This window comes from Flaviaesturariibacter aridisoli (assembly GCF_004343705.1).
Lineage (GTDB): Bacteria > Bacteroidota > Bacteroidia > Chitinophagales > Chitinophagaceae > Flavisolibacter > Flavisolibacter aridisoli.
Window position 1 is genome coordinate 1 of sequence record NZ_SKFH01000021.1, and the last position, 20,112, is coordinate 20,112.

Here is a 20,112-nt window from a genome sequence, read left to right on the forward strand (position 1 = left end):
CGCAGGTGAACCCCGGCGGCACCGCTACGGTGACCATTCCTGCCACGACCTTCAGCGGTACCGACGCCTCCGACCTGAGCGGCGGTCGCATCAACTACATCCACATCCTTTCGTTCCCGGCCAACGCCACGACGGTGACCTTCGCCGCCGCAGCGACTACACCGGGTGGCGCAACCGCCAACGCAACCTATACCACCGCCAACTTCCCGGTAGGAGGGGTGTACATCGCTACCAACGCTGCGGGCAACCCGTCTTCGGCTATCGTGGTCGATCCGGCCAACGGCGCGGTGAACGTTGACTTCACCTACAAAGTGGTCGACAACGCCAACCGGGAAAGCGCGGCTTCGGGCATTGCCCGCCAGCCGCTGACCGACCTGACCATTGCCGGTACGGTTTACGACGACGTGACCGCTGGTACGATCGACGGCACGCCGATCTCCAACGCCGGAGGCCAGCTGTACGTGAACCTCGTCAACACGGCGACGAACACCGTAGTGGCCAGCCAGGCCCTTACCGACGGCACGTTCAGCTTTGGCACTGCCGACGGTCTTCGCAACGACATCGGTACCTACCGCCTTGTGCTGACCAGCAGCGCTTCGGCAACCGCGTCCACACTGCCCTCCACCGCCTGGGTATACATGGCAGAAGGCAGCAGCGGCACGAGCGGCGACGCCCTGGCCAACGGCACCTTCGACTTCGGCGGCAACGTCGGCACGAGCCGGACCATCGACTTCGCCATCGAGGCGCTGCCGGTGCCTGCCGCACTGACGATCGCCACGCCGCAGGTGAACCCCGGTGGCACCAATACGGTGACCATCCCGGCCGCAACCTTTGTGGCTTCCGATGCGACCGACCTGGGCGGCGGTGCCGTCAGCTACATCCGCATCACGGCCCTGCCGGCCAATGCTACCTCGGTGACCCTCAGCGGCAGCACGACGCCTGGCGGCCCGGTCAGTACGGTAACCTATGGTACCGGCTTCACGGCCTTCCCGGCCGGCGGCGTGTACCTGGCTACCAACGCGTCGGGCAACCCCACGCAAGCCATCACGGTTGATCCCGTGAACGGCGCCGTGAACGTCGACTTCACGTTCACCGCCATCGACAACTCGGGCAAGGAAAGCCTGACGAGCGGCATCGCCCGCCAGCCCCTCACCGACATTGCGATCAGCGGTACCATTTACGACGATGTAAACGGCACCAAAGACGGCATCATCAACGGTACGCCGGTTGGCAGCCTCAGCAGCACGCAACTCTATGTGAGCCTCGTGAGCGGCGGCAACGTGGTAGCGACGCAGGCGGTTGCCGGCAACGGTACCTACAGCTTCTCGTCGGCCAACGGTGTGCAGACCGGTACTACCTACACGGTGGTGCTCAGCACTACGGCTGGAACCATCGGCCAGCCCGCTCCGGCCGCTGCCCTGCCCTCGGGTTGGGTGAATACGGCGGAAGGCACGACGGCCGCCGGCGACGGCGACCACAACGGCCAGGCCAGCACCGGCGCGCTCGCCGGTAACAGCACGGTGAACTTCGGCGTCAACGCACTGCCGGTAGCGACCAGCAGCACCAGCACCGCCCTGGCCAACCCCAGCGGCAACACGCTCGTGACCATTCCTTCGGCTTCCTTCCCGGGCACCGATCCGGAAGTAAACAACACGGGTGAGATCAGCTTCGTGCACCTGACGTCTTTCCCCTCGAACGTAACGTCGGTATACGCCTACAGCAGCACCTCGGTCAATGGACCGTTCGCCTTCGCTACCTATACGTCGTTCCCTGCCGGCGGCATTTACCTGCCCACCAGCCTTCCCGGCTACCTGTTGCCGGTAGACGCCCTGCAGATCGATCCCGTAGACAATGCGCTGAACGCACAATTCAACTATACCATCATCGATACCGCCGGCTACGAAAGCAACGGTGCCGTTACCACGGTTCCGTTTACCCTCGGTGCCATCAACGGTACGGTGTACAACGACTTCAACGCCCTCCTCGATGGACTTATCAACGGGGTTGGTACAAACCTGACCAACCAGCTTTATGTGAATGCAGTGAGCGGCACAACGGTGGCAGCTTCGGCACAAGTAGCCGCCGACGGTACCTATGTGCTTGCAGGACTCACCACCGGCACCTATACGCTGACACTTACGACTTCGGCCGCAGGCAACAGCGCAGCACTGCCCGCCGGCTGGAACCATACGGGTGAAGGCGTTTCGGCAACACAGCCCTCGGGCGACGGAACCCCCAACGGCCTCCTCACCGTAACCATCGGATCGGACGGTCTTGCCGGTGCCAACTTCGGCATCGACGCACGCCCGATCGCCAACAACGCCACGGCGCCCACGCAGGTGAATCCCGGCGGCACCAATACGATCACGATCCCTGCCACGTCCTTCAGCGGCACCGACCCCGATGCGGCCAACGGCGGCGAGATCCAGTACGTGCGCCTCATGACCTTCCCGACCAATGTGACCTCGATCACAGTGACGGGCGCGCTGACCCCCGGTGGCGCAGTGACGACGACGACCTATAACTCAACCGACTTCCCCGCGGGCGGTATCTACTTCGCTACCGAAGACAACGGCAACCTGTCGAACGCCAACGCGTTCCAGACAGACCCGGTGAACGGCAGCAACAGCATCGGCATCCAGTTCAAGGTGGTGGATAATGCCGGCCAGCAAAGTCTGGCGATCGCCACCCTGACGCAGCCGCTCAGCGACCTGTTCCTGACGGGTACGGTTTACGACGATGTGAATGGCGGCACCATCAACGGCACGCCGATCTTCAACGCCGGCGGACCGCTCTTTGTGAACCTCGTTGATACCGCTACCAATACGGTGATCGCAAGCAAGCAATTGACCGACGGCACCTTCAGCTTCAGCACCGCCAACGGCCTCCAGGGGAATGTGGGCAGCTACCAGCTGATCCTCGCCAAGAGCGCCACGGCCACGGTTGCTTCGCTGCCCTCCACAGCGTGGGTGTACCTCGCCGAAGGCATTACCGGCAGTACCGGTGATGGCAACGCGAACGGTGCCTATGCATTCGGTGGCAACGTAGCGACCAGCCAGGTAATCGACTTCGCCATCGACGCGCGGCCGACCGCCAGCAGCAACAGCGCTGTGACCCAGGTGAACCCCGGTGGTTCGAACAGCGTGGTGGTTCCGGCCGGCACCTTCAGCGGCTCCGATGCCGGTGATCTTGCAGGTGGTGCCATCAGCTATGTGCACCTCACGGCCTTCCCCACAAACGCCACCTCGATCACCGTAACCGGTGCCGCCACGCCCGGCGGCGCGGTATCGACAACGACCTATACCTCGGCTGACTTCCCTGCCGGCGGCCTCTACATCGCTACGGCGGCAAACGGCAACCTGCTCGACGCCAATGCGGTGCAGGTGGATCCCCAGAACGGTGCCGTCACCGTGGGCATTACCTACCAGGTGGTGGACAACTCCGGTGTGGAAAGCACGACGCCCGCCACGGCCAGCCAGCCCTTCAGCGACCTGCTGATTTCGGGTACGGTATACAATGACGCCGACGGCAGCACCGACGCGCTCATCGACGGCACGCCGATCTCCAACGCCGGCGGTCAACTCTATGTGAACCTCGTGAATGCCCAGACCGGCACCGTTGTGGCCAGCAAGCTGCTGACCGACGGTACCTACTCCTTCGGCACGGCCGATGGACTGGAATCTACGGTGACCACCTACCAGATCGTGCTCGCCAACAGCCCTGCGGCCCTGGCGCCGGTACTGCCCAACGCTTCGGCCTGGGTGAATACGGGTGAAGGCCTGACGGCTACCGCCGGTGACGGCTTCCCCAACGGCCGCTACCAGGTGGGTACGATCAGCGCTTCGCGCACCGTGGACTTCGGTATCGACGCCCGCCCCGTGCCGGCGATCCTGACCACGGCCCCCACGCAGGTGAACCCCGGCGCCACCAATACGGTGACGATCCCGGCGACCACTTTTGCAGCCAATGACGCTACCGATATCAGTGGCGGCCTCGTGACCTATATTCACATCACGGCCTTCCCCACGAATGCGACGACGATCAATTTCGCGGCGGCGGCTACGACACTGGGCGGCGCTACCAGCGCACTCAGCTACAACTCGGGCAACTTCCCCGCCGGCGGCGTCTATGTAGCCACCAACGGCAGCGGCAACCCCGTAAGTGGCATCACGGTAGACCCGGTAGACGGTGCGGTGAACGTGGACATCAGCTTCCGCGCCATCGACAACGCCAACCAGGAAAGCAGCACGACGGGCATCGCCCGCCAGCCCCTCAGCGACCTGCTGCTGACCGGTAACGTGTACGACGACGTAGACGGCGGCCTCATCGACGGTACCCGTATTTCTACGGCCGGCGGCCAGCTCTTTGTCAACCTGGTAGACACGGCCACCAACACGGTAATCGCCAGCCAGCAACTGACCAACGGCACCTTCGCCTTCGGTACCGGCAACGGCCTGCGCACAGACGTGTCGACCTACAAGCTCGTGCTGACCAAGACCGCTACGCTCGCTACGCCTTCCCTGCCTTCTGCTGCCTGGGTAAACCTGGCCGAAGGCCTCAGCGGTACCACGGGCGACGGCCTGGGTAACGGCGGCTACGCCCTCGGTGGCGTGGTAACGGTTAATACGACGGTAGACTTCGGTGTCGACGCCCGCCCGGTGGCCGTTCCCCTCACGGTGGCTACACCGAAGGTGAACCCCGGTGGCGCGCTTTTCATCGGCATCGCCAACAACCTCCCGCTCGCCTCCGACCCGGTGGACGTAGCTGGTGGCCAGGTGAAACGCCTGCACGTACTGACGCTTCCGACTAATGTCGATGCGATCAAGGTGACAGCTTCCGAAACACCTAATGGCGCCCTGGCCTTCACTACGTATACGGCTGCCACCTTCCCGGCCGGCGGTATCTACGTAGCCACCAACGCCAGCGGCTCAACGCTCGACTCCTTCTTTATCGATCCCATCAACGGAACAGTGACCGTAGAAATACAGTTCCGCTCCATCGACCAGGCCGGCGTGGAAAGCGCCAACATCGGCCTCGGACAGATCCCGGTGGGCGACCTCACGATCAGCGGTAGCGTATACAACGACGTCAACGGCAACAACGACGGCATCGTGAACGGTACACTTATTTCCAACGCCGGCGGTCCGCTTTATGTGAACCTGGTAGACGGCACCAACACGGTCATCAGCAGCAAGGCGGTGACGGGCGGCGCTTTCTCCTTCGGCACCGCCGACGGCCTGCGCAACGACGATGCCACCTACCGTGTGATCCTGGCGGCATCGCCCGCGGCTACAACGCAGGGCCTGCCCAACGCAACGGAGTGGGTAAATACGGGTGAAGGTCCGGGCAGCGCCCCCGATGGTCTGCCCAACGGCCGCTACACGTTGAGCGCCGCCGTAACGGCTCCGCTGACCGTCGACTTCGGTATCGATGCCCGCCCGGTAACCAATACGCTCATCACGGCCACGGGCCAGCTCAACCCGGGCGGTTCCACGCTCGTCACAGTTCCGGCCACGACCTTTGCCGGTACGGATGCCGATGCAGGCAATGGCGGCGTGATCAGCTTCCTGCACGTTACTTCGTTCCCGACCAATGCCACGTCGATCGCCTTTGCCTCCGCGGCAACGACGGTAGACGGCACCTACGGCGCGGTGACCTACACAGCTGCCACCTTCCCGGCCGGCGGTGTGTACCTGGCCACGAACACGGCCGGTAACCCCACGGCTGCCCTCCAGGTAGACCCGGTAGACGGCGCCGTGACGGTGGACATTTCCTACCGCACGATCGACAACGCGTCCGTGGAAAGCAACCATACCGGCATCGCCCGCCAGCCCTTCACGGCACTCCTGGTGAGCGGTAACGTATACGACGACTACAATGGCCTTACCGACGCGCTGCTCAACGGCACCGGTACCAGCGCCGGCAACATGCTCTATGTAAACGCCGTTAGCGCTGGTAGCGTAGTGGCCTCCGCCCAAGTGCTGGCCGATGGCAGCTGGTCGATCGACGACCTGACGCCCGGCAGCTACAGCCTGGTGCTCAGCACCGCCTCCAGCAGCAGCACCGCCGCGGTGCCCGCGGGTTGGGTGATCATGGGCGAAGGCACCGGCACGGGCTCCGACGGATCGGTCAACGGTAGTACGCCGCTGACCCTCGTTGCCGCCAACGTGACGAACATCAACTTCACCATCGAGCGCTACGCAACGGCCGACGACAAGATCTATAGCCTCGGCCCGAACACGAACCCGAACATCGAGCACACAACGATCGCCAACACGGCCAACCCGGCCCAGAGCTATGCCGCCCGCATCAACCTGAGCGGCGCCGCCTCCAGCGGCAGCACTCCAGGTGCGCTCACCGGCCTCGACGCCGATGGCAACAACGGTTCCGCCCTCACGCTCACCACCGGTACGCCCAACGTATCGGTGCTCATCGACCCGGCTTCGTACAGCGGCCTGCGCTACGGCCAGACCTTCGTGGACGCCATGGTGGTTCAATACGCCGGCATCCAGCTCCAGCCGGGCGGTTGCCAGGCCGGTGACATCGGCAACGGCGCCTGCTCGCTTTACAACAACGCGACGGGCCTGTGGGAGATTCCTGCCTACGACCTGAGCCAGCTCAAAGTGCTGGTGCGCAACGGAGCCGGCAGCGTTTCGTTCAACTACGCCTGGAAAGACGCAGCGGGTGCTACGGGTACGTTTGCTACCTACACCATCGGCTTCGAGCAGAACCTGCCGGTGCACCTCATCACCTTTACCGGTGAAAAGCGGGGCAGCAACGCGGTGCTGAACTGGAAGAGCGTGAACGAGTCGAACTTCCGCGGCTATGGCGTAGAGCGCAGCCTCGACGGACGCAGCTTTACCCAGGTAGGCTTTGTAAATGGCCGCAACCTGAGCTCCGAGCAGCTGTACAGCTACACCGACAACCTGGGCAGCCTGCCTGCCGGCCGCGTGTACTACCGCCTCAAGCAGCTCGACATCAACGGCTCGTTTACCTACAGCCCCGTAGTGACCCTCAACCTCGGCAGCCAGGGCATCGACCCGGGTGTGACCCTGCTCAGCAACCCGGTGAAGAGCCAGCTGCGCCTGCAGGTGCGTACGGCCGCGGCTACCAAAGCCAGCCTGTACCTCACCGATGGCAACGGCCGCGTCGTGTTCCGCCAGGAGCGCGAGCTGCCCGCCGGCACGACGGCGCTGTCCGTCGACCTGCCGTCCTTCCTCGCCGGTGGCATCTACCACCTGGTGACGCAGTTCGACGGGAATCAGTACAACAACAAAGTGCTGGTCGATCGCTAACGAATGTTCCTGTATGTGATACAAAGGGCTCCCGAACGGGAGCCCTTTTTTTGCCCCTTGCCGCTCATTCAAGGAGGGGCTGGAAAAACCCGTTTCCCGAACAATCCCTGATAGATCAGGTAACCTCCTAATTCATTAGGAGTATATTTAATGAAAATATTCGTTGATGATCAAGCTGGCCAAAAGAGAAGAACAGATCATGCTGGTATTCTGGGACCTCGGGAAAGCCTTTATCCGCGACGTGATCCCGTTGCTGCCCGACCCGAAGCTACATTACAACAGTGTGGCGACCACGGTGCGGATCCTGGAAGAGAAAGGCTTCCTGGGGCGTGAATCGGTGGGCAATATGCACCAGTATTTTCCTCTCATCCCGCGCGACGACTACCAGCGTCATGCGCTGAAGGACATTGTGAGCCAGTACTTCGGCAATTCCTACCCACGGATGTTGGCCTTCTTCGCCAAAGAGCAAAACCTGGGTGAGCGGGAGCTTGCCGAAATCCTGGACCTGATCAAAAAGCAAAAGCCATGATTCCGCACCCTGCCTGTGGCCGTCCTGCCGGCGTCGGCGGGTAGAAAAAAATTAATTTTTCTTTAATCTAGTAGAAATACTATACCTTCCATCCGCATCTCCCCAACGGGCGATGCGGATTTTTTTCCCGCCCTTCTATTATACGGTTCCGACAGAACATCCCAAACTAACCTGTCCTAAACGCCTGTCCGCACTAACCTATTCAAAGCATCTGTCCGCACTAACCTGTCCCAAACGCCAGTCGTCTAACCTGTTGTCGCGCACCACAAGGACCTGAAAGCCCTAACAAAAACCTTATCTGCTTTATGAGACAGCGCATTGCTTTGCCTGGCACAATCCCCTGTGCCCAGAAGCCGCCTATTTCCGGCGGCCGTACTTCCTCTCCAAAAGCCCGCTTTGGGCGTCGTTTGCTCGGCCTGTTCGCCACCCTGCTTGTAGCCGGTGCCGTGCAGGCGCAGACCAACTATTTTTCCAAAGGATCGGCCACCAGCTTCAGCGACCCGGCGAGCTGGGGCACGAACGCCGACGGTAGCGGCACCGCGCCCGCAAGCGTGTCGAGCGCCGACAATTTCACCATCTCCAACAGTACCGCTATGGTGCTGGATGCCAGCGCGTCGGTGCGCCAGCTGACCATTTCGAGCGGCAGTCTGACCGTCAGCAGCAATACGCTTACCGTCAGCCACGCTACCGGCAACAACAGCACCCTCGCCATTAGCGGCGGTACGCTCAACCTGTCGTCGGGATCCATCCTGGTAAACGGCAATTTTGCGATGAGCTCGGGCGCGCTGAACCAATCAGGCGGCTCGATCGTACTGGACGGCAACGACAACAATACCGCCGCCAGCTCTGTGCCTGTGTCGACGCACCTGTTCGCCATTTCGGGCGGTACGCCTAACTGCACCGCGGGCAGTATCACCATCGTTGACCCGCCGATCAATACGACCGCCCAGGGCTCCGCCCGCGCGGTCAGCATCGGGCTCGCCGCGAGCAACAACTATTTCTCCGGCACCCACACGTTTATACTGGGTGACGGTGTCAGCACGACGCCCGGCAATACGGACGGCTTCGTCGTGGAAAACTTCGCTTCCAGCCGCGCGCCCATTCAGAACCTGACGGTCAATGGCGGAAGCGCCACCGGTCGCTGGGGCGCACCTTCGTACGGCAGCTCCTCTTCGTGGGGCACTTATATTAAAGGAACGCTCACCATTAATAGTGGTTCCGAATTCCGCATCGTACAACTCGCCAGCGCCTCTTCGGGCAACGAGCTGATGATCGGCTCCATCGTCAACAACGGTACGTTCACCACCGGGCGCAGCGCTACCTCGCCCACTGTGTCGATCGGCGGCCTGACCAGCCTTAGTGGCTATACCCCCTCCGGGGCTTCGTCGATTTCGGGAACCGGTGTTTACCGCAACCTGACTACCGGCGCAACCGCCGCTTTCAACAACCTTACCTTCAACAATCCCAACGGGATCAATTTCGCCGCGGGCTCGCTGGCGCTGGGTGCTCTGACCGGTCACGTGTCGGGTACGCTGACGTTTACGAGCGGCATGGTCAACCTGGGCGGCCAGACCTTTGTGCTGGGCACATCGCCCAGCTCGGTCGGCACCCTTTCGTACGCTGCCGGCGGCTTCAACAACGGCACGTTCAAACGCTTCCTGACTACCACCACGCTGGGCGCTTCGTATTCGACAAGCACGCCCACGTTCCCGTTTGTGAACAGCCTCGGGCAGGCACGCCATGTGTACCTGTTCCGCTCGGCCACGCTCGGTGCCGCCGGCTCCATGAGTGCGAGCTTCACCGAAGTAGCTGGTCTTTCGCCGGCGAGCATTACCGACGGTGCGTATGTTATCGATAACCGTTCCAACACGTCCTGGTCGTTTGGGAGCGGCGATGGCCTGAGCGCCGGCTCCGCCACGTTTACGATCGGTCTTGCCGGTGAGGGCCTGATGCCGCTGGCCGCCGTGCCGGGTTCGGCCCCGCGCATCGTACAGTCCGCTTCGGCACTGGGCAACCACCAGGCGGCTACGGGAACCATCCCGGCACCCATTGCCGCACGCACCGGCTTCGCCCTGGCGTCGCTGACGGGCAATGCACATTACTATGGAATCAATGCCAATGATATCGCGATCTACACGGTTCAAAGCGGTAACTGGGAAGACGGAAGTACCTGGAATACGGGCACCGTTCCCACGTCGACCAATGCGGTGCAGATCATGGCCGGCCATACCGTTACCGTAAACGGAACGGCTGCTGCAGTCGCCTCGATGCTGATCAACAACACGGCCATCGTGAACGTAACCGGTTCTTCACTGACACTCAGCGCACCCGCTGCTTCCGGTGCCGTAGTGACCACCCTCGCGGGCGGTCAGCTCAATATCAACGGAGGTTCGGTCAACATCGGCACGCTTGCCGCCGCGACGCGGTATGCCGGCTACCAGAACAACGGTACGCTCACGATCGCTTCCGGTAACCTGAATATATATGGATACCTGATCAACGCATCGGGTGCCACCTTTACACAAAGCGGTGGTTCGATCAGCGTGGACCAGAACGCGGGTGGGGTAGTTGCCAACAGCTACACGGCCGGTGCAGGTCTGCAGTTCCTCAACAACGCTACCAACATTACCATCTCGGGCGGATCGATCACCATCGTGGATCCGAACGCCAATACCTCGGCCACTGCTGCCTTCCTTTATTCGGGAACGGGCACGGTATACGCGGCCAACAGCCACACGTTCAAGGTGGGCGACGGCGCTTCGACCGATGCGGGCGGCAACGTAGCCGGCTTCCGCATCACGCCGGGTACTGCTTTCGTGTTCGGCAACCTGGTGATCGATGCACTTGCCGGCGGTACCAACCGTTCGGTGAGCACTACAACGACTACCTATGTGCGCAACGACCTTACGGTTACTTCAGGTGAGCTGAGTGCTTCCAGCACACTGGGTGTAGGTGGAAACATCGTCAACAACGGCATGCTCACCGTTACCGGCACGCTCAGCTTCGTGTCGCACAGCGGCGGCTCGCCGGTGGCGGGTACCAACGCCCAATCGATCGGCGGCACGGGAACCTTCCGTAACAACGCTACGACCACGACGGCCTCCGTTGCTTCGCTGACCTTCAACAACAGCAATGCCGGCGGCGTTACGCTCAACGTGCCGCTATCCGTAAGCGGAACGCTGACGCTCACCAGCGGCATTGTGAATACTACCAGCAGCAACCTGCTGACGCTGGGTACGGCGACGGCCGGCGGCACGCTTTCGGGTACGCCGAGTGCCACCGCCATGGTGAAAGGGCCCTTCGCCCGCACCATCGCCGCGAGCCAGACAAACACGTCGACTTCTTATGTGTTCCCCGTGGGCAAGTCGGGCTACAACAACCTCGATATCGTTGGTCCGCAGACCTCCGCTTCGGGCGCGGTGACCATCCAGGCCGAAGTGTTCGACGGCAATGCCGGCGGCACGGCGGGTAACACCTTTACCTCGCTGAGCACGAGCCGCTACTGGCAGGTGCAGGTGCTGAACGGCGCCTCCAACCTGACCGGTACCTTCGTGCGCCTGAACGATACGCGCGGCGCCAACACCGGTATTGCTTCGAGCAGCACGCAGTCGGGTGTATACAACCTGGCAGGTGGCGGTCAAACGGTTCAGACGGCCAACTCGATCACGACGGTCGCCCCGGCTATCCCGGGCAGCAGCCTCGCCGGGTTCTACCTGATGGGCATTACGGCACCGCCGGTGGTAAGCGTTCCCGTTGCCGTCATGGGCGGCGGCGATCGTTGTGCCGGATCGGTTCCGCGCAATGTCTCGGTAACCGTTACGCCCGCCGCAGGAGCCATCACTTCAGTGGTGATCACCTACGCGGTGAATGGCGGCACGGCGCAAACAGTAGCGATGACCAACGCCGGTGGCAATAACTGGACGGGCACGATTCCTTCCGTTACGCCTTCCAACGGCATCGTTTCCTGGAGCGTTACGGCTACGGATGCAAACGGGCTCGTGGTGACGCAAACCGGCAGCACTTATTTCGACAACCCGCTGCTGGGTTACGCGGTATCGGTTGCCGCCAACCCATCCACGATCTGCCTCGGTGCTTCCTCGACCCTGACGGCCAGCACGTCGTTCAGCAGCGGACGCCCCGCTGTCTTCGGTGCCGGTGCCACCACGAGCAGCTCGGGTGCGGCTACACCGTTCTATCATTTTTACGGCGGCACAAAATCGCAATACATCATCCTCGCTTCCGAACTGCAGGCGAAGGGCATTACGGCCACGAACCTTGCCTCACTGGCATTCGACATCACGTCGGTGGGCACGGCCACGATGAAAGACTTCAGCATCAGCCTCGGTAATACGTCGGCTACGGCAGCTGTGTCCAACGCGGCCATCACCAGTGGTCTCACCATGGTGTACAGCAATGCCGCGCAGGCGCTGACCACGGGTGTGAACACCTATAACTTCAGCACGCCTTTCCATTGGGACGGCACGTCGAACATCGTCGTATCGGTTGTGTTCAACAACAACAACACGGGCGGTTCTTCCACTACGGTGAAGAGCGACGTAATGAGCTTTACGGCTTCCATGGATATCATGGGCGACAATATCACCAACACAGCCACGCTGATCGGTGCTACAACTGACGCGCAAACCGGTGGTTCGGCCACGACCAACGGCACCAGCAGCAACCGTCCGCGCATGACCTTTACCTACGCGGCTCCGCTCGGTTCGGTGTTGTTTGCAGCTTCCGGCTTTGCCGATTACAGCAACGGCAATACCCTCACCGTGACGCCGACGGCCACCACCGCTTACCAGGTGATGGGCTTCGAGCTCGCCGACATGGGCGGCTGCTCCACCGCGCTGTCCGCTGCCAGCGCTACCGTTACCGTGAACCCGCTGCCCGACGCCCCGTCGGCCTCCGGCAGCTCGCAGTGCGGCGCCGCAGTACCCACTGCATCGGTTACTTCCAACAACAGCGGCTTTGCCACGCATACGTTCAAATGGTACGATGCTGCCAGCGGCGGCAACCTGCTGCAGAACAGCACGTCGGCCACGTACAGCACCGCGATCGGTTCCACCACTACGTTCTACGTTGCGGAGGTGAACCCGACCACCGGCTGCGAAAGCGACCGCACGCCCGTAACCGTTACCGTTACCAGCGCTGACCTCATCAACGCATCGCGTGATGTGACAGACGTTTGTCCGGGCACGACCGTAACGCTGTCGGCCGCACAAGCCGGTTCGAACCAGAACTATACGTACACCTGGACTGCCTCCCCGGCTAACGGCTCGGGCATCACCGGCTCGGTCACCGGCCAGTCGGTACAGATCCATCCGACGCTGTCGGGTGTTTATACCTACACCGTTACCGGCATCGACGGCACCTGCTCGGCGCTCAGCACCGTGAGCGTGACCATCGCTGCCTCGCCGGCCGCACCGCAGATTACGGCTTCGGCCAGCACGGTTTGCGCCGGCAGTGCCGTGACGCTGACCCCCAACGTAGCCGACTTCCGGGAAACCATGGAAAACTTCCCGCTGACCGGCTATACCGTTGCCGGAGGTACCGCTACACAAAACACGACCTACCATGCCCAGGGTGCCTCGTCCGTGCTGTTCACGGGCGGCTCGAACGCCAACGCGTCGCTGAGCGGCACCAGCAACATGGACCTGACCTTCTTCAACGCCGCACAACTGACCTTCCAGCACATTGCAGCGATGGAAGGCCCGACCACGACTTACGACAAGGGCTTCGTGGAATATTCTTCCGACGGCGGCAGCACCTGGGTTCCCTTCCCGGCTTCGAGTTATGCGGGCAGCGGCACCCTTGTGGGTACCGACGTCAGCTTCTCGACGAAGAGCTATGCGGATTGGATCAGCGTATTTACCAGCGCCGACTCCCTGCCGAACAACGGGCTGTGGAAGACGGAGACGATCAACATCCCTGCTGCCGCGCTGACCAGCCAGTTCCGCATCCGCTTCCGTTATACTTCGGACGGCAGCGTGAACTATTACGGCTGGCTGATCGACAACGTGCGTATCGTGGCCGGTCCGGCCGTTGCTTCCTACAACTGGAGCACGGGCGCTACCAGCACCGTTGCTACGCCTTCGATCACGGTGAACCCGCTGACAACAACAACCTACACGGTTTCGGGAACAAACGTGAATGGCTGCACCGGCCCCAACGGCTCGATCACCATCACGGTGAACCCGCTGCCTTCGGCCCCGACGGCTACCGGCAGCACGCAGTGCGGTACGCAGGTGCCCACCGCGGCGGTTACTTCCACCAGCGGCCTCGCCACGCCTTCCTTCAAATGGTATGACGCGGCTACCGGTGGCACCCTGCTGCAGAGCAGCACGTCGGCTACGTTCACCTCAACCGTAGCGGCCACCACGACCTTCTATGTGGCCGAACTCAATAGCAGCACCGGTTGCGAAGGCGAGCGTACGCCCGTGACGATCACGGTCGTGCAGCCGAATGCCGTTACGGCCAGCGGCAATGCCAGCATTTGCCTCGGTCTCGGTGCGAACCTGAGCGTTTCGCAAACCGGCACAGAGAATACCTATACCTACAGCTGGTCGGCTTCGCCTGCCACCGGCTCGGGCATTACCGGTTCGGTTCCGGGTGCTACTCCTTCGGTAGTGCCGACGGCCGCCGGTACGTATACTTACACGGTAACGGCAACTGACGGTGGTTGCATTACGACCTCGTCGTTCCAGGTAACGGTAAAGGCCCCGGCTCCCGTTCCTTCGGTTACCGCTTCCGTTACAACTTCCTGCAGCGGCGCACCTGTTGTGCTCACACCGCAGCAGGCGGGCTTTGCCGACGCATTTGAAGCATCCAGCTTCAACGGCGGCGAGCTGACCCACTTTACGGTGGCCGGTAGCGGTGCCGCCGCTACCCGCAGCACCCTCTATTTTGCAGAAGGAACTTCCTCCGTGCGCTTTGCCGTAACGGCCAACGACGCTTCGGCCACCATGGCCTCTTCTTCCAACATCGACATGTCGGGTATGAGCAGCGCCCAGCTGGTCTTCTCGCACCAGGCCCTGATGGAAGGTCCCGGCACTTCTTATGACTTTGGTTTCGTAGACTACTCGTCGGATGGAGGTGCCACCTGGACGCCGTTCCCGACCACTAGCTACTCCGGCAGCGCTACCCTGATGAACGGTGTAGTGAGCTTCTCCACGAAGAGCTACGCCGACTGGATCAGCGCTTTCAGCAGTTCGTCGGCACTTCCGTCGAACACGCTCTGGAAGACCGAGACCCTCAACATTCCGTCTTCAGCGCTCAGCAGCCAGTTCCGCATCCGCTTCCGTTATACGACGGACGGATCGACCACGTACTATGGCTGGATGATCGACAACGTACGTATCGGCGGTGGCCCCACGGTAACGAACTACCTGTGGAGCACGGGCGAATCGACAACGGCCGCCTCCAGCGCGCTGACGGTGAACCCCACGTCGACCACGACCTACTACGTTCAGGCGGGTGATGCCAGCGGTTGCTACAGCGGCCTGTCGGCAGGCGTGACCGTGAACGTGAACCCGCTGCCTTCGGCCCCGACGGCTTCGGGCAGCACGCAGTGCGGTACGCAGGTACCCACCGCATCGGTCGCTTCCAACAACAGCGGCTTCGCTACGCATACCTTCAAATGGTACGATGCCGCCAGTGGCGGAAACCTGCTGCAGAACAGCCCCTCGGCTACCTATGCATCGACCGTTGCTTCGACGACGACTCTTTATGTGGCCGAAGTAAACACGACTACCGGCTGCGAAAGCGACCGCACACCCGTGACGATCACGGTGAACCAGCCCGATGCGGTGACGGCTTCCGCCAATGGTCCGATCTGCCTTGGTGCATCGATCAACCTGTCGGCCATCCATTCGGGATCGGTCAATAACTACACGTACGCCTGGACGGCAGCACCGGCTACGAGCTCCGGTATCACCGGGCCGCAGACGGGTATTACCGCCACGGTTACGCCCACAGCAACAGGCACCTTTGCTTACACGATCACTGCTACCGACGCGGGCGCCGGTTGCGCCACCACCAGCACGGTCAACGTGACGGTGAACGCCAACCCGACCGTTACCAGTGTAACGTCGAACACCAATTCGGTTTGCCCCAACGGCAGCCTCACCCTGACGGCCACTTCGGTAGCCGTAGCGGCCGGAACGGTAACGGTAGGAGAGGGCACCCTCACTTCTGCGAGCTCGCAAAGTCCGTTCTACCACCTGTGGGGTGGCCAGAAGCACCAGTCGCTCTTTACCGCCGCCGAACTGCAGGCCGCCGGTCTGCGTGCCGGCAACATCACCGGTCTTCAGCTCGACATGGTAGCGGGTGGCACCACCTACAATGGTTTTGCCCTCAGCATCGGCAGCACCTCGCAAACGGCGCTGACCACCACGATGGTCACCGGCCTTTCGACGGTGTACAGCGCGGCTTCGTATACAACGACGGCCAACAGCCTCAACACGATCAACTTCAGTACGCCCTTTAACTGGGACGGCACCAGCAACCTGGTGGTGCAAATGTGCTGGAGCAATAACAACGGCGGCGGCACCAGCAGCACGGTCCGCTACGACAACACGTCGTTCGTATCGGTTGCCTACATCCGCCTGGACAACCAGACGCCTGCGGCCATTTGCAGCAACAACACCGGCAGCGGCACGTTCAGTGCCCGTCCCAAGATGAATTTCTTCGGACAAGCTTCGGGTGACATCACCGGCAACTACAACTGGATCTGGACACCGGGTAATCTCAGCGGCGCCGTGGTGAATGCCATCGCCCCGTCCACCGCCGGCACGGTTACCTATACGGCTACCGCTACCAATGCCACCACGGGCTGTACCGCCTCCGGCACGGTCAATGTGGCGGTTGGTGCCCCGATCCTGATCGCTACGTCCAGCACGCCTGCGGCGATCTGCGCCGGCGCCAGCGCTTCTATCACAGCCAACGTCACCGGTGGTGGTGCGCCTTATACCTACAGCTGGAAAGATGCCGGCAACACGGTACTGGGCACTACGCAGACATTGAGCGTAGCGCCGACTGCCACCGCCGTTTATACGGTTACGGTGACCGACTTCTGCGGAACACAGGCTTCGCAAACCGTAACGGTTACGGTGAATGCGCTGCCCACTGCCAGCATTTCGCCCGCCGGTCCGACGTCGGTTTGCGCTACGTCGCAAACACTGACCGCGTCGACGCCCGCTGCTTCGCCCACCTACCAGTGGCAACTCAACGGAACCAACGTAGCCAGCAACGGCACTTCGGTTTCTTACAATGCGGTCGCTTCGGGTAACTATACGGTGAAAGTGACCGATGGCACTACCGGTTGCACGGGCACATCGGCTGCCGCAACGGTGAACCTGCTGGCCTTCCCGTCGTCGATTGCCGTGACGCCTTCGAGCGCCACCACGATCTGCCTGGGCAGCAGCCAGACGCTGACGGCCACGGCCACCCTGCAAAACAACACAACACCCAACGTTGCGGTGCTGAGCGAGAATTTCAATGGCAGCGGACCGTACAACTTCTCGGTTGTGAACGGAACGATGACCAACAACATCAGCGCCTGGAAGGTCCGGACCGCGCCGTACTCGTACGACACCGACCTGACCAACGTTTCGATCGATGGCACGAATTTCATCCTGGCCAACTCGGATGAAGCTGGCTCCGGGTCAACCACGCAAACGCGTCTTGTATCGAACTCCTTCAGCACGGTTGGTTACACGGCTGTGGAAGTAAGCTTCAAGCATTTCGCCCGCTCGGGTGGCACCATGGTTGTGGAATACTCGACCGACGGCAGCACCTGGACGGCACTCACGAACGGCACCTTCAGCTCCGGTACCACCGGTGGCGGCACCAACCCGCCCACCATCACTTCGTCGGCCCTCAGCCTGCCTGCCGCTGCCCTCAACAAGCCGGGTGTGCGCGTACGCTTCCGCTACGATGCCGGCTGGAACTGGTACTGGGGTGTGGATGACATCCAGATCAAAGGCGCATCGATGGGCTATTATTCCTGGAGCGCTGCGGCCACCGCCGGTGTTCCGACTGCCGCCCAATCGGCTGCGGCTTCCAACAACAGCATCAGCGTAACCCCGACGGCTGCCGGTTCGTATACCTACACCGTGACCGCTTCGGTGCCGGGCAACGCCTGCACCAATACGTCGACGATCACCCTGAATGTGCTGACGCCTTCCGCGGCGCCGGCCACGCTGAATGCCTCGGTAAGCAGCGCTACCTGCGCGGGTTCGAACGTGATCCTGACACAAACCGGCGGCTCGCTGGGCGACGGCGCCCACTGGCAGTGGTACAAAGACGCTGCGTTCACGCAGACCGTCGGCGGCCCGCTGACCTCGGCCAACGCCCAGATCACCGTCAACCCGGCGGCGACCACGACCTACTACCTCCGTTCGGAAGGCGGCTCGGCTCCCTGCGCCGCCAACGTATCGGGCGCGGCCTCGGTAACGATCACGGTACGAACGCCGCTGTCGGCACAAATCGCTGCTGCTAATCCCGTGCAGTGCGAAACGGGTGTAGCCGCTACGCTCAACATCAGCAACGGACCGGCCAACGGCACGGTAACGGTAACCACCAATGGCGCCAACCCCCAGACCGTCACCCTCGACGGCTCCGGCAGCGCCACCTTTACCACCGCTCCGCTGATGGCCAACAGCACCTTTGCGATCACTTCGGTGAGCGACGGTACCTGTACCACAACAATCAACACGTCGGCAACGGTATTCGTCGGCTCGCTGATCGCCAACCCGATCAACAACCAGTCGGTCTGCGCTACCAGCACCGTGGGCCCGATTGCCTTCACGGGTAATTTCCCCGCCGGCACGCAGTATGCCTGGACGGCTACCAACGGCACCGCCATCGGCATGGCTGCCAACAGCGGCACCGGTACGGGACTTCCCGCCTTTACCGCGGTGAACGCTGGTTCTTCGAACGTCTACACCGACATTTCCGTGACCCCGATCATCGAAGCCCAGGGTTGCAAGGTGCGCCCGATGGTGTTCCGGATCTTCGTGAAGCCGGCACCTTCGGTGAACGCGATCGCCTCGCAAACGGTTTGTGCCGGTACGCCGACCACCGCCGTTGCCTTCACGTCGCCGGTAGCCAATGCGACCTTCCTGTGGACGAACTCCAATACCGCGATCGGCCTGGCCGCGGCTGGCGGAGGCACGGGTATCGCTCCCTTCACGGCCCAGAACAACACGGCATCCAACAGCATCAGCGGAACCCTCACGGTGACGCCGGTAGCGGAAGGCTGCTCGGGCGCCTCCACCACCTTCACCATTACGGTGAACCGCTCGGTGGCCGCCATCGCTTACAGCGGCTCGCCCTACTGCCAGGGCGGCACCGTCAACCCGGTCATCTCCGGTACCCGCGGCGGCACCTTCGCCTCAACGGCCGGCCTGACCATCAATGCCACGACCGGACAGATCAACCTGGGCCAGTCGCAGCCGGGAACCTACACCATCACCTACACGGCGCCCGCCGCGGCAGGTGCCTGCGGTGGCGCAGCAAGCACGCAGATCAGCATCAAGCCCCAGGCAACGGTCAACACGATCGGCAACCAGGTATACTGCAACGGTATGGTGACGGCGCCGGTAGCCTTCTCGGGTACGGCCCAGAACTTCAGCTGGACCAACGACAACCCGGGCATCGGACTGGCAGCTTCGGGCACCGGCACGAGCCTGCCTTCCTTCACCACGGTGAATGGCGGTCCGGGCACACAGTATGCCTACGTGAAAGTGACGCCGCTGGGTGATGCTGCCACGTGCAACGGCAAACTGGTGGCCTTCCGCATCGCGGTGAACTTCTGCCCGCCGGTAACGCAGGCCGGTGGAACGAATGGCGGTGACGACAACGCACGGATGGCGGCACAGGTAGTGGTAGGACCCAACCCTACGACGAACCGCATCACGGTGAACTACTCGGGCACCGAAAACGGTCCGTTCACCGTGCAGCTGCTGAGCCAGCAGGGACAGGTGATCACGCGCCCGGCGACCTTCTCCGGCACGACCTTCACGATTGACCTGACGGGCATCACCCCGGGCAGCTACGTGCTGCGCCTGGTGAATACCCGCACCGGGGCCTCCGTGCAGAAACAGATCATCAAGCTCTAAGTACATTCCCTCATTTTCAAAAAAAAGGCCTTCCCGTTTGGGAGGGCCTTTTCCCGTTCTGGAAGGGGAGGAGCGGGGCGCGGACCGGTCTTTTCCAAGGAAATCCTAATCGGGGCCAATGATGTTTTCGTTAAAAATCTCCTAACTTTCGCCTGCAATTTTC

The 20,112-nt window shown here is 62.1% G+C and carries 3 protein-coding genes; all 3 read left to right on the forward strand.

Annotated elements, in window-relative coordinates; genetic code table 11:
• A partial coding sequence (locus tag E0486_RS18910) for a hypothetical protein (protein ID WP_165917312.1) occupies positions 1-7,295 on the forward strand: 7,295 nt, incomplete at its 5' end.
• Between the two features lie 166 nt (positions 7,296-7,461).
• Positions 7,462-7,824, forward strand: a complete 363-nt coding sequence (locus E0486_RS12335) for a BlaI/MecI/CopY family transcriptional regulator (protein ID WP_131852489.1) — start codon at positions 7,462-7,464, stop codon at positions 7,822-7,824.
• A 407-nt stretch (positions 7,825-8,231) separates the two neighbouring features.
• The gene (locus tag E0486_RS12340) at positions 8,232-19,949 is read left to right on the forward strand and encodes an Ig-like domain-containing protein (RefSeq protein WP_165917313.1); all 11,718 of its coding nucleotides are present in this window, start codon (positions 8,232-8,234) and stop codon (positions 19,947-19,949) included.
• Positions 19,950-20,112: the final 163 nt, after the last annotated feature.

Coding starts and splice junctions, on each gene's coding strand:
- E0486_RS12335 (WP_131852489.1), top strand. CDS start 7,462: ATGATCAAGCTGGCCAAAAGAGAAGAACAGATCATGCTGGTATTCTGG.